The organism is Melghiribacillus thermohalophilus, from assembly GCF_004342905.1.
GTDB classification, from domain to species: Bacteria; Bacillota; Bacilli; order Bacillales; family Alkalibacillaceae; genus Melghiribacillus; species Melghiribacillus thermohalophilus.
In genome coordinates, this window is record NZ_SMAN01000001.1 from 137717 (window position 1) to 149551 (window position 11835).

An 11835-nucleotide genomic window follows, 5' to 3' on the forward strand; every position below is an offset into this window, starting at 1 on the left:
TCGTCCGTCCTTTCCTTATTTTACTAGTGATACAATTTTTTCTGCGGCATCAGCCATGGAGTCAGCTGAAGTAATATTTAGACCAGATTCATCCAGGATCTTCTTCCCGAGATCCACATTCGTACCTTCAAGACGTACCACAAGCGGAATATTTAATCCTACCTGTTTGGTCGCTTCTACCACACCTTCAGCTATGACATCACATTTCATAATACCGCCGAAGATGTTCACAAGGATACCTTTTACGTTGGAATCGGACAAAATGATTTTAAATGCTTCCGTAACCTTTTCAGTTGTAGCGCCGCCGCCTACATCAAGGAAGTTTGCCGGCTCTCCGCCGTAATGCTTGATGATGTCCATGGTTGCCATGGCCAGTCCGGCACCATTCACCATGCAGCCGATATTTCCATCAAGGGAAATGTAGCTTAAATCATATTTGGATGCTTCCACTTCTTTCGGATCTTCTTCGTCAAGATCACGGTATTCCAGTACATCCTTTTGACGATATAAAGCATTATCATCAAAGTTTAATTTCGCATCCAGTGCCAGAACTTCCCCGTCTCCAGTCGTAACTAGCGGGTTAATCTCTGCAATGGAGCAGTCTTTTTCTACAAATACCTGATACAGGCTCATCATGAATTTCACGGCTTTTCCAACAAGTTCTTTCGGAATGTTGATGTTAAATGCCAGTCTTCTTGCCTGGAATGGGGTTAATCCAGTTACAGGATCAATCACTTCTTTAAAGATTTTTTCCGGTGTCTTTGCAGCAACTTCCTCGATTTCTGTACCGCCCTCTTCAGATGCCATCATCACAACACGATTGGTGGCACGGTCCAAAACAACACCGACGTAGTATTCTTTCTGGATGTCACATCCTTCTTCAATATAAAGACGCTTGACTTCCTTTCCTTCAGGCCCTGTTTGATGGGTAACCAGGGTTTTACCCAGCAAATCTTCTGCGTATGTACGCACTTCATCCAGATTTTTGGCAAGCTTTACTCCACCGGCTTTACCCCGTCCGCCGGCATGAATTTGAGCTTTTACGACTTTTATGTCACCCTCGAGCTCCTTAGCCGCTTCTACTGCTTCATCTACTGAGAAAGCAACCCGGCCATTCGGAACAGCGACGCCGTATTTGCGAAAAATTTCCTTTGCTTGATACTCATGAATGTTCATGTTCCATCCTCCCATCAAATTGTCACTGCATGTACATTTTATAAATCTTGTTGGAAATTGTCCACACACTTCCACATTATACATGAAATCAGTTGAAAATTAAAAGGAGCCAGACACATTCTGCTCAGGAATTTTATTTTTAATTTGCATCTTTTGCAGAAAAATATAATGATTTCAAACTCTGGTATTTCCTATGGATTGAATCAGGGTTCAGTCGAATATTGTGACTCAAAACGAGATCCACAATTTTCCTCGCTCTCTCTAAGATCGAACGCCTGTGAACATGCGGACTCTTTTGAAACAGTTCGTTACCGGGGCCATGAGCAGTAGGCATGTTCAATCGAGAAACCGGAATTACAGTGCGACATCCAGCAATTTGCTTTTTCTTCGCTAAGTCTGGTAATCATCCAGGACCTGTCAATCAGGTACATTTAGCTACAAAAACATCGCCCGCATGCCCTCAATCTTTCCGTTTTTCAAATTCCCTGTCCATGTTATATATAAACGCAAACACTTCTGCAACAGCCTGGTATAAATCTTCCGGAATGGTCTGATTAAAATCCAATTCTCCCAGCAATTCCGTTAATGCTGAATCTTCTTTGACAGGAACCCCGTGCTTTTCAGCCTTTTCCAGAATGGTCTCGGCTACTTTTCCTTTGCCTTTTGCGACAACTCTTGGTGCCGAATCTTTTTTTTCATCGTAACGAAGGGCAATTGCTTCTTTCCTCACATGTTTTCCCCTTTTCATATTTTCACATCCAATCCATGTTCCGGCCGTTCACGTATTCCAGATCCATCAAAGTGTTCAGCTTTCGGCTGATCCTCATGGAGAGGTTTTACCAGAATGGACGACAATTGATAGTCTTGATGGCCTAAACCTGTTTTCAATGATTCTTTAAAATGGTCAACCATTGGTTTAAGGAGATTCGGCTGGGAATGATAAATCGAAATTCGCACAATTTTATTCTGTATATTCATATCAACCACGGTTTCATCCAGATGAGGCATGGAGAGATAAAACATCACCCGGCAAAAGTCTGATTCCAGGTTCCCGTTTCTGTCTTTTTTCCCTTCAAAATCGACAAACACATCTTGATCGATTCCAAACATATGCCCGGGGATTTGCAGACTGAACTGACGATAGGGCTCTGTCTGATCTTGAAGAGTTGAGAGCATGAGGCCATTGAGCACCTGGAGCATTTTATTGGATTGTGATTTTGCCAATGAGTTCTGATCCTGATCTATCACAGCACTTAACAGTTTTGGTATTGATGGGTACTCATCCATTTCGTACCCTGGTTTAATCAGGTACATAAACCCTTTAAGCCTGGATAAAAAGATGTTCTGATCAGTTTCCTCTCCACTTGCAGCATGAATCCACTGCCAGAACTTCAGAATATGCTTATCCTTCTGACTGAGGGAATGATCCATGAGTTTCTTGATTTCGCCGTCCAGACGCGCTAGAATATCAAAAACCTGCTTTTGATCGAGATGTTCTGTTTTCCTCTGCAGCCGGAACAGACTTTGTCTTGGCTCCATGGGCAAATGTTTGAAAACTGATTGAAAACTTTCATCCGACACAAGGCGTGCGATGCCCTGCAGATAAGTATCGGGTGTTCTCTGAATGGAGCGGATTATGTGCAAGACTTTATTCAGATCAATCTGGCTTAAGTCCTGGTAACGATACATTTGCTCAAGGGCACTGTTTAGGCGGCTGACAGAGAAATAGGAAAAAGGCAGTTGTTCCTGTTTAAAAGAAGCGGTTAACAGCTTATGACCGTTCAGTTTTCCTGAAGAAGTCATCAGACCCTGACCCTTTGCCCAGTTCAACCACGTTTTCTGCCAGGATGAATATGTCATTTGTTTCGAAACAACACCTGCTTTTTGTAAAAAAGAAAAGGTCGTTTCTTTTCCCTCAACACTTTCCATAAGCAGCTGACCAGCCCACAGGCTGGAAAGGGAAATCCGGTTTTCCTTATTCAGGGAAGACAATCGTCTGTATAGCTGAATCCCTTCTTTGGTTGCTGGTTTCATCTCTCTTAACTGCTTCATGAGTCCTTCAGTCAGTGCCGTCAGCGTCTCTGGCATATACAATCTGGCAAAGAGGGACTGAAATATCTTTTCCTGTATCGGCATTTTTCGTTTGAACATTTCTAGTAATACCGATGTGACTTGATCCGGGGAGTTCCCCTGATTAAAAAGCAGAAATGCCCGCTGTAATTGGTCTTTTTGAAAGGGGATATTCTCCTTTAAAAGCAGCCCTAAAAATTGTTTTTGATCTTTACCTGCTTTCAATCCGAGTTTTTCTAGTATAAGAGAAATTTGATCTGTATCACGTTGCAAGGCTGTCTCGCCTATCACTTGTAACCGAATGAACGGATGAACATCTTTAACCTGAAACATATAGCGCTGATTCGCCTGCAACGGTTTCTCCAGATGAGCGATCAACTTTTTACCCCCAAGCTGGACCATGGCTTTATTTTCTGGATAAAAGCGGATGATTGTTCCGGTTACAAATTGTCCTTTACGCAATACAAATGGAGGAGTATTTCCGCGGTTGATGCGCAGAGATTGAATCAGTTTTGGAACCTGTGGCTGCATGTAATATCCCCCCTTCAAGTGATCGTTACTTTACATAATCTTTAACTGGAGCAAATGTTAAACGGTGATAGGGGCTTGGCCCAAGCTGTTTTAGTGCCTTTAGGTGCTGTGGCGTCCCATATCCCGCATTAGAGGAAAATCCATAATCAGGATATTCCTGGTGGATTTTTTTCATCAAGCGATCTCTAGTGACTTTGGCCAGTATGCTTGCTGCAGCGATGGATATGCTGAGCTGATCTCCTTTTGTTAACGATGTCTGTGGAATGGGGAAATCTTTCAGTTCCACTGCATCAATGAGGAGATAATCAGGTGTGGATGACAGTTCGGTCACTGCTTTTTTCATAGCCAGTTTTGTAGCCTGGTAAATATTGATTCTGTCTATGGTTTGATTATCAACAATTCCAGTTCCGTATGTAATGGCTTCTTTTCGAATGATTTCAAAAAATTCATTCCGCTGACTTTCCGATAATTTTTTTGAGTCATTCAATCCTTCAAGATAAAAGTCTTTCGGCAGAATACAGGCACAGGCAACAACCGGGCCGGCGAGCGGACCGCGTCCTACTTCGTCAATGCCGGCAACAAAACACTTTCCCTTCTTATAAAGAGACTTTTCATAGACACGCATTTGCTCAAATTGTTTTTGCAGCTGTCTTTTCTTTTCCTGCTTTTTTTGATAGGACTGAATGAGTGTTTGAACACCTTTCCGTTCATCTTTAACAAATTGTTGCCACTCTTCATTTGTGAAGGAACCGGTCTGAAGCTGATTTTGAATTTCTTTTATTGTTTTCTGGTATGTCATTTGTTTTCCTCCGCTTATTCTAAATATCGGTCTCGCAAGAAAAAATTAAAGGCATCCATCTGTTCGATGCATGCCTGGTTAGTCGTCCGGACGATCCAGCGTCACTCTGCCTAATTTTCCTGTTCTCAGGTCACGGAGAATCACATCGGATGTTTGATCGTAATCAACAGCTCCTCCGCCCGACAGACATCCTCGTTTGTGGCCAATCACATCAAACCAGGAAACATAATCGGGATTATCTAAATCAATGTCATAACGCTCTTCAAGGCGCTCTGGATAATGTTCTTTGAGATATTTTAGGACAAAAAGAGCAACATCGTCAATAGGCAATAATTGGTCTTTAATGGTGCCAATTGCAGCTAATTTATAGCCCACCAGCTCATCTTCAAACTTTGGCCATAATATTCCCGGTGTATCCAGTAACTCAAAATCCTTTTTTAACTTAATCCATTGCTGGGCAGTAGTAACACCGGGACGATCACCGGTTCTGGCAATTTTCTTCTTCACAAGCTGATTGATTAACGTAGACTTTCCGACGTTAGGTATTCCTAGTATCATGGCTCGAATTGGACGCGGACGGACTCCTTTTTTCTTCAGCCGTTCCAGTTTTCTTTCTCCAAGTTTTCTGGCTTCCTTAAGGACCGTCTGAACATCGGCTGGATCGTTCACATTTACGGCAATTGCAGGGATCTCCTGCTTTTGATAATATTCAAGCCACTCGCCTGTCATGCGCTCATCAGCAAGATCTTTTTTCATGAATAGAATCAATTTATCTTTCTGCCCCAGGGTCTCCTGCAGCATAGGATTCTTTGAGGAAATGGGCACCCTGGCATCCACGAGTTCCATTACAAAATCAACAAGTTTTAGTTTTTCCTGCACCTGGCGTTTTGCTTTTGCCATATGGCCTGGAAACCATTGGATTGTCAAGATTCATCACCTACTAATATGGGATATAGCGAATGCGGTTCAGCGGCCAGTATATCAATTTGGCTTCCCCGACAATCTGCTCAAAGGAAACTAGCCCGATGTTCCGGCTGTCCGTTGAGTTTGTCCGATTATCCCCGAGGACCAGCACATGGTCTTCTGGAATCCTGCTGTAGTTCCCGCTGATATCCTCGAGGGAAAAATCATAGGTTACCTCGTGATTAAACGGTTCCTCAACAGGTTTACCGTTGACGTAGAGTACATTATCGCGAAATGCGATATGTTCCCCGGGTAAACCGATCACCCGTTTTATGTAATCCCTGTCTCTGGTTGCATGAAACACAATAATATCAAACCGTTCGGGTTTTCCAAGCTGGTAGCTTAATTTATTGACAAGCAATTGATCCCCATCGAGTAAATTAGGAAGCATCGAAGGACCTTCTACAACGATCGGAGTCAAAACAAAAGTTCGAATTAATACGGCAAACACAAACGCCATAATGATGGCTTTAATCCAGTCCACCCATTCACGTTTACTAGAGGTCATACATTCCCCTCCGAGTCATATGGATCATTATGCGGGGTGCAGTGACACACCCGGGTTAGAAAAAAGGAGCTTGACACAGCAAGCTCCTCTCCAGGGTATAAAACATTACAAAATTTCTTTAATGCGTGCAGCTTTACCACGAAGATTGCGCAGGTAATAAAGTTTCGCACGGCGTACTTTACCACGACGGGTAACCTCGATTTTATCGATTCTCGGAGAGTGTACCGGGAACGTACGTTCAACTCCTACGCCGTAAGAAATTTTGCGAACGGTAAAAGTTTCGCTGATCCCGCCTCCGCGGCGCTTAATCACAACACCTTCAAAAACCTGAATCCGTTCACGGTTGCCTTCTACAACTTTAACGTGAACTTTCACCGTATCGCCGGGACGGAATTCTGGAAGATCATCACGTAATTGATCCTTTGTAATTTCATCGATTAATTTTTGCATTTCCGTTCACTCCTTCCAAACCAATGTTCATGCCAGATCTTAAGAGCAGCGGAACATCGTTTATTCACTTAAGCCTACACTTAAGCACAACAGTTAATATACCATATTGGCAACGGTGTTGCAATAGTTCATTGATCCTCCTGCCATTTTTTCAGCCATTCCTTTTCATCTTCAGATAATTCCAGGCCTTCCAGCAAATCCGGCCGTCTTTCCAGGGTACGTTTGAATGACTCTTTCCGCCGCCATTCTTCAATTTTTTGATGATTACCCGAGAGTAGAACATCCGGCACTTTAAGACCGCGAAACTCTGCGGGTCGCGTATAGTGAGGGTGTTCCAGCAAACCGGTCGAAAATGAATCAGACCTTGCCGACTCCTGATTTCCAAGCACTCCCGGCAACAGGCGAACCACACTATCAATCACAACCATTGCAGCAAGTTCACCGCCTGTCAGCACATAATCGCCAATCGATATCTCATCGGTTACCAGGTGGGTGCGGATTCGCTCATCATAACCTTCATAGTGTCCACAGATCAAGATTAAATGGTCTTCCTGGGCCAGTTGTTCCGCCTTTTTCTGGGTATACGTTTCCCCCTGGGGACACATCAATATAATTCTGGGGTTCGTATCATGTTTTTGTTTGATCTGCTCGACTGCATCAAAAATCGGCTGTGGAGACAGCACCATTCCGGCTCCGCCTCCATATGGATAATCATCCACTTTATGATGCCTATTTGTGGTATAATCCCTGAAATTAACGGTGTTATATTGAAAGGCACCAGTCTCCTGAGCCCGCTTTAAAATGGATGACTGAAAAACCCCTTCAAACATTTCCGGAAACAAAGTGAGAATATCCACTTGCATATTAATCCAACAGTCCTTCCATCGGTTCGATGATCACTTTTTTTTCCTGGAGACTGACTTTTTTCACCACATCATCGATATAAGGGATTAGTGCATCCTTTTTCCCTTTTCTCTGCACCACCCATACATCATTGGCTCCTGGCGACAATATCTCTTTAATGGTTCCTACTTCTTCGCCGGATTGTGTCATCACGTTCAGCCCGATAATTTGATGATAATAGTATTCTCCTTCTTCTAGAGGGGTGAGCTGATCTTCTGTTATTTTCAGCATTCCGCCTTTTAATTGTTCCACGTCATTGATAGAAGGATACTCTTTGAAGTGAAGTAGGTGAAAATGTTTATGTTTTCTCCAGCCATCAATCTCCAGATGAATGATTTGACGTTCATCTTCGGATACCCAGTAAACCTTGCTGCCAGGTGTAAAGCGTTCTTCAAAATCCGTAATTGGAACGACTTTAACCTCTCCTTTAATGCCATGGGTATTGACGACTTTTCCTACATTGAACATCTTCTGTTCCATTGCTATCACCTGCTACTCAATACGAATTACAATGCCATCTTTGATGATGATGGATCGTTCTCCCATCATTTCCTTCCAGTTGTCCCCTTCATGAACCTCGATAATTTCATCGACTTCTCCTTCAGTAATTTCACTTCCGGGGGGCAGTAAATTGAGCTGTTCTAGTTTATAGTCCAGCCATTTGATCTGATTTTCACGGCGTTCAATTTCTTTTTGGAATCGTTTATGAACCTCTTGCTGGGAAATCCCTTTTTTGTTCTGCAGTTTGCGCTTTTCAAAATCAAGCTGCCTGCATTCATTTTCTAGCTGTGAGCGCTGCCTGCTAAACTTCTCGCGCATAAGTTCTTTGCTTTTCTCGGTTAACACCTGTTTTACAGCGGTTTTTCTCACAATTTTCATAACAGGGCATCCCTCACTTGCCATTCGAAAATAAAACTCCGTTACCTTTTATCCCTGGACCCTGACAAAGCATATTACACAAAATTACCCGGCATGGCAAAAAAGGGAAAGGTATAACCCCTCTCCCTTTTTACATAATATCCAGGTAAATTTTTTTCTTCATATCTGAGCCAGCAGCATAAACGACTGTGCGAATCGCTCTGGCAATTCGGCCATTTTTTCCGATGACTTTTCCAACGTCTTCTTCATGTACGGTCAGATGGTAACGAATCTTATAATCGTTCTCTTCTTCTGTGACATTAATATGTTCCGGATGATCAACCAGCGGCCGAACAATGGATTCAATTAAGTCTTTCATCCTATCACACTACTTTACTTTTGGTTTTTCATTTCATGGAATTTTTCCATAATGCCCTGTTTTGAGAACAGGTTGCGGACAGTATCACTTGGTTTAGCCCCTTTGGCCATCCAATCAAGTGCTTTTTCTTCATCTAATTTTACTTCAGCAGGTTCTGCAACTGGATTGTATGTGCCAATCTGATCAATGAAACGTCCATCACGGGGAGAACGTGAATCAGCAACTACCACACGGTAAAACGGTTTTCTCTTTGATCCCATACGTCTAAGACGAATTTTTACTGCCATGTATAGCACCTCCAAATAATGATTTACACAAGATAAGATTTTAGCAGACATTGTCTAGTCTGTAAAGGTTTTTTCCATTACATGAATGGAAACTTGAAGCCTTTTCCTTTTCCTTTTTTCATATTGGTCATTTGTTTCATCATTTTTTTCATATCATGAAATTGCTTCAGCAGCCGGTTGACCTGAGATACAGATGTACCCGATCCCCTGGCAATCCGTTTCTTCCGGCTGCCATTGATGATATCCGGGTTTAAACGTTCTTCCTTTGTCATGGACTGGATGATGGCTTCCACGTGTTTTAGCTGTTTTTCATCTACCTGAACGTTTTTCAACCCTTTCATCTTATTAGCACCGGGAAGCATACCGATCAGGTCTTCCAGCGGTCCCATGTTGCGGACCTGCTCCATCTGTTCAAGGAAATCTTCAAACGTAAAAGACATGGAACGCATTTTTTGTTCCAGTTCCTTTGCCTTCTTTTCGTCAACCTGTTCCTGGGCCTTCTCAATTAATGTGAGTACATCGCCCATCCCTAATATCCGGGATGCCATTCGTTCCGGATGGAAAGGTTCCAGCTGATCCATTTTTTCACCTGTGGCAGCAAATTTAATCGGTTTCCCGGTAACGGCTTTAATAGAAAGGGCAGCACCTCCGCGGGTATCCCCATCAAGCTTGGTCAGAATCACACCGGTAATATTAAGCTGTTCATCAAAGCTTTCAGCAACATTGACCGCGTCCTGTCCGGTCATGGCATCTACCACAAGAAAAACTTCATCGGGATTCACGCTTTCTTCCATCTGCTTTAATTCATCCATCAAATGTTCATCTACATGCAGCCGTCCGGCTGTATCGATGATGACATAATCGTGATGTTCTTTTTTGGCATGTTCCACGGCCTGCTTTGCAATGTCTACCGGACTGATCTCTGTACCTAGAGAAAAGACGGATAAATTTAATTGTTTGCCCAGGGTTTGAAGCTGGTTAATGGCAGCCGGGCGATAAACGTCAGCCGCAACGAGCAAAGGGTTTCGGTTATATTTTTTTCGCAAAAGATTGGCGAGTTTTCCTGTAGTAGTTGTTTTACCTGCCCCCTGCAAACCGGCCATCATAATAATTGTCGGCGTTTTTTTGGCAACAGCTATTTTGCTCTGTTCTCCGCCCATCAGGTCTGTCAATTCTTCCTTAACAACCTTGATGACCTGCTGACCGGGTGTCAGGCTTTCCATGACTTCTTGACCAATAGCACGTTCTTTAATTCGCTTAATCAAGTCCTTTACAACTTTAAAGTTTACGTCTGCCTCAAGGAGCGCGAGGCGGACCTCCCTGGTCATTTCTTTCACATCAGCTTCTGTGACTTTTCCCTTGCCTTTAATTTTTTGAATGGTTTTTTGCAGTCGGTCGGCTAAACCTTCAAATGCCATAATAAGCCGTCCTCCTAATCCAGGTTCTCGATTTGCTCCATCAAGGACAGCAAATCGGTATCGGTAATTTCCAGTTCTGCCAGTCGTTCTCTGGCCATTCGAACGAGTTTCTGACGCTTCTGGAATTGATCATATAACCTCAGTTTCTCTTCATATTCCTCAAGCATCGCTTCTGTACGTTTAATATTATCATAGACAGCCTGCCTGCTCACACGGAAAGCATCGGAAATCTCCCCTAAAGAGTAATCTTCCAGATAATACAGTTCCATGTAACTTTTTTGTTTTGGCGTCAACAGCTTTTGATAAAAATCAAATAAATAATTTACCCTGGTGGTTTTTTCAAGCAAAGCAAGCACTCCTTGTTAAGGAAATTACCTTTACAACATTTAATAGTATCGAATGACAACATCAGTGTCAAGGCTGGATCTGTCTTTTTGCTTTGTTAAATCAGGGAAAAAGCAGCGGAAGTTATTCGTCCACTGCTTTTACCGTTATTGTATTTCTTCGGATTCCATTAAATCACCAAACAGGCCGTAGACAAAGGCATGGGCATCAAAGGGCTGAAGATCATTTACGTTTTCTCCCAGTCCTACATATTTCACGGGGATGTTTAGCTCATTGCGGATAGCAAGCACAATACCGCCTTTTGCAGTACCGTCGAGTTTCGTCAACACAATGCCTGATACACTGGTAGCATCTGAAAAGGTTTTTGCCTGGCTCATGGCGTTCTGGCCGGTTGTTGCATCCAGAACGAGCAATACTTCATGGGGAGCACCTGGAATTTCCCGTTCGATTACCCGCTTGATTTTGGCCAGCTCATTCATTAAGTTCACTTTGTTTTGAAGGCGGCCTGCTGTATCACAGAGCAAAACATCAGCACCCCTGGATCTGGCAGCCTGAATGGCATCATATATGACAGCAGCAGGGTCACTGCCTTCACTGTGCTTGATGACATCTGCTCCTACCCGGTCTCCCCAGATTTCCAGCTGCTCAATGGCGCCAGCACGGAATGTATCACCGGCAGCCAGCATGACCGTTTTTCCTTTTTCTATGAACTGGTGGGAAAGTTTTCCAATGGTTGTCGTTTTCCCTACGCCGTTCACCCCGACGAATAAGATGACGGTAAGCCCGTCTTTGTTAAGCCGGAGATGTTCTATATTTTCTTCATCTTTCCCATAATAAATCTCTACTAATTTTTCGGAAATCACTTCTTTCATTTCCGATGGGTCTTTGATGTTCCGTCTTTTCACTTCCATTTCCAGTTCGTCAATAAGCTCCATGACGGTTTCTACCCCGACATCTGCGGAGATCAGTATCTCCTCTAATTCTTCAAAAAAATCTTCGTCAATTTTGCGGTAGCGGGCAACAAGATCATTTACTTTTGATGCAAAATTGTTCCTTGTTTTTGTCAGACCATCTTTAAACTTGTCTGTCATCTGTTCGGTCTGTTGATTTAATTTGTCTTTTAATTTTTTAAAAAAACTCATCGTCTG

At 43.0% G+C, this 11835-nt stretch carries 15 protein-coding genes; all 15 read right to left on the reverse strand.

The window, feature by feature from the left end; translation table 11 throughout:
* Nucleotides 1-15: 15 nt before the first annotated feature.
* The 15 genes from sucC to ftsY all read right to left on the reverse strand — a co-directional run bounded on the left by sucC (nt 16) and on the right by ftsY (nt 11829).
* Nucleotides 16-1176: an ADP-forming succinate--CoA ligase subunit beta gene (gene sucC, locus EDD68_RS00685; protein WP_132370128.1), complete on the reverse strand. Its 1161-nt coding sequence runs from the start codon at nt 1174-1176 to the stop codon at nt 16-18.
* Nucleotides 1177-1636: 460 nt separating this feature from the next.
* Nucleotides 1637-1924: an EscU/YscU/HrcU family type III secretion system export apparatus switch protein gene (locus tag EDD68_RS00690; protein WP_132370130.1), complete on the reverse strand. Its 288-nt coding sequence runs from the start codon at nt 1922-1924 to the stop codon at nt 1637-1639.
* Nucleotides 1921-3777, reverse strand: a complete 1857-nt coding sequence (locus EDD68_RS00695) for a hypothetical protein (RefSeq protein ID WP_132370131.1) — start codon at nt 3775-3777, stop codon at nt 1921-1923. Before EDD68_RS00695 ends, EDD68_RS00690 begins: the two co-directional genes overlap by 4 nt.
* 25 nt (nt 3778-3802) lie before the next feature.
* Nucleotides 3803-4576 (reverse strand): ribonuclease HII, encoded by a 774-nt coding sequence (locus EDD68_RS00700; RefSeq protein WP_132370132.1) that lies wholly within the window; start codon nt 4574-4576, stop codon nt 3803-3805.
* A 78-nt stretch (nt 4577-4654) separates the two neighbouring features.
* Nucleotides 4655-5503, reverse strand: coding sequence for a ribosome biogenesis GTPase YlqF (gene ylqF, locus EDD68_RS00705; protein WP_132370133.1), 849 nt, complete (start codon nt 5501-5503; stop codon nt 4655-4657).
* Between the two features lie 13 nt (nt 5504-5516).
* Entirely contained in the window at nt 5517-6047 is a 531-nt protein-coding gene (gene lepB, locus EDD68_RS00710; RefSeq protein WP_132370135.1) for a signal peptidase I, read from the reverse strand.
* Between the two features lie 105 nt (nt 6048-6152).
* Entirely contained in the window at nt 6153-6497 is a 345-nt protein-coding gene (rplS, locus tag EDD68_RS00715) for a 50S ribosomal protein L19 (protein ID WP_132370137.1), read from the reverse strand.
* Nucleotides 6498-6625: 128 nt separating this feature from the next.
* Complete coding sequence (gene trmD / locus EDD68_RS00720) at nt 6626-7360, reverse strand: tRNA (guanosine(37)-N1)-methyltransferase TrmD (RefSeq protein ID WP_132370139.1); 735 nt, start codon at nt 7358-7360, stop codon at nt 6626-6628.
* A 1-nt stretch (nt 7361) separates the two neighbouring features.
* A complete protein-coding gene (gene rimM / locus EDD68_RS00725; protein ID WP_132370141.1) occupies nt 7362-7880 on the reverse strand; it encodes a ribosome maturation factor RimM in 519 nt (172 codons plus the stop codon).
* Nucleotides 7881-7892: 12 nt separating this feature from the next.
* The gene (locus EDD68_RS00730; protein ID WP_132370143.1) at nt 7893-8279 is read right to left on the reverse strand and encodes a YlqD family protein; all 387 of its coding nucleotides are present in this window, start codon (nt 8277-8279) and stop codon (nt 7893-7895) included.
* 130 nt (nt 8280-8409) lie between these two features.
* Complete coding sequence (locus EDD68_RS00735; protein ID WP_132370145.1) at nt 8410-8637, reverse strand: KH domain-containing protein; 228 nt, start codon at nt 8635-8637, stop codon at nt 8410-8412.
* Between the two features lie 14 nt (nt 8638-8651).
* Nucleotides 8652-8924 (reverse strand): 30S ribosomal protein S16, encoded by a 273-nt coding sequence (gene rpsP / locus EDD68_RS00740; RefSeq protein WP_132370147.1) that lies wholly within the window; start codon nt 8922-8924, stop codon nt 8652-8654.
* A gap of 77 nt (nt 8925-9001) precedes the next feature.
* Nucleotides 9002-10342, reverse strand: a complete 1341-nt coding sequence (gene ffh, locus EDD68_RS00745) for a signal recognition particle protein (protein WP_132370149.1) — start codon at nt 10340-10342, stop codon at nt 9002-9004.
* Between the two features lie 14 nt (nt 10343-10356).
* Nucleotides 10357-10689, reverse strand: coding sequence for a putative DNA-binding protein (locus EDD68_RS00750; RefSeq protein ID WP_132370150.1), 333 nt, complete (start codon nt 10687-10689; stop codon nt 10357-10359).
* 144 nt (nt 10690-10833) lie between these two features.
* On the reverse strand, nt 10834-11829 hold the full coding sequence (gene ftsY, locus EDD68_RS00755) for a signal recognition particle-docking protein FtsY (RefSeq protein WP_132370152.1): 996 nt from the start codon (nt 11827-11829) through the stop codon (nt 10834-10836).
* Nucleotides 11830-11835: the final 6 nt, after the last annotated feature.

Coding starts and splice junctions, on each gene's coding strand:
- EDD68_RS00700 (WP_132370132.1), bottom strand. CDS start 4,576: ATGACATACCAGAAAACAATAAAAGAAATTCAAAATCAGCTTCAGACC.
- ftsY (WP_132370152.1), bottom strand. CDS start 11,829: ATGAGTTTTTTTAAAAAATTAAAAGACAAATTAAATCAACAGACCGAA.
- EDD68_RS00735 (WP_132370145.1), bottom strand. CDS start 8,637: ATGAAAGACTTAATTGAATCCATTGTTCGGCCGCTGGTTGATCATCCG.
- ffh (WP_132370149.1), bottom strand. CDS start 10,342: ATGGCATTTGAAGGTTTAGCCGACCGACTGCAAAAAACCATTCAAAAA.
- rimM (WP_132370141.1), bottom strand. CDS start 7,880: ATGGAACAGAAGATGTTCAATGTAGGAAAAGTCGTCAATACCCATGGC.
- EDD68_RS00695 (WP_132370131.1), bottom strand. CDS start 3,777: ATGCAGCCACAGGTTCCAAAACTGATTCAATCTCTGCGCATCAACCGC.
- lepB (WP_132370135.1), bottom strand. CDS start 6,047: ATGACCTCTAGTAAACGTGAATGGGTGGACTGGATTAAAGCCATCATT.
- rpsP (WP_132370147.1), bottom strand. CDS start 8,924: ATGGCAGTAAAAATTCGTCTTAGACGTATGGGATCAAAGAGAAAACCG.
- trmD (WP_132370139.1), bottom strand. CDS start 7,360: ATGCAAGTGGATATTCTCACTTTGTTTCCGGAAATGTTTGAAGGGGTT.
- EDD68_RS00730 (WP_132370143.1), bottom strand. CDS start 8,279: ATGAAAATTGTGAGAAAAACCGCTGTAAAACAGGTGTTAACCGAGAAA.
- sucC (WP_132370128.1), bottom strand. CDS start 1,176: ATGAACATTCATGAGTATCAAGCAAAGGAAATTTTTCGCAAATACGGC.
- rplS (WP_132370137.1), bottom strand. CDS start 6,497: ATGCAAAAATTAATCGATGAAATTACAAAGGATCAATTACGTGATGAT.
- EDD68_RS00690 (WP_132370130.1), bottom strand. CDS start 1,924: ATGAAAAGGGGAAAACATGTGAGGAAAGAAGCAATTGCCCTTCGTTAC.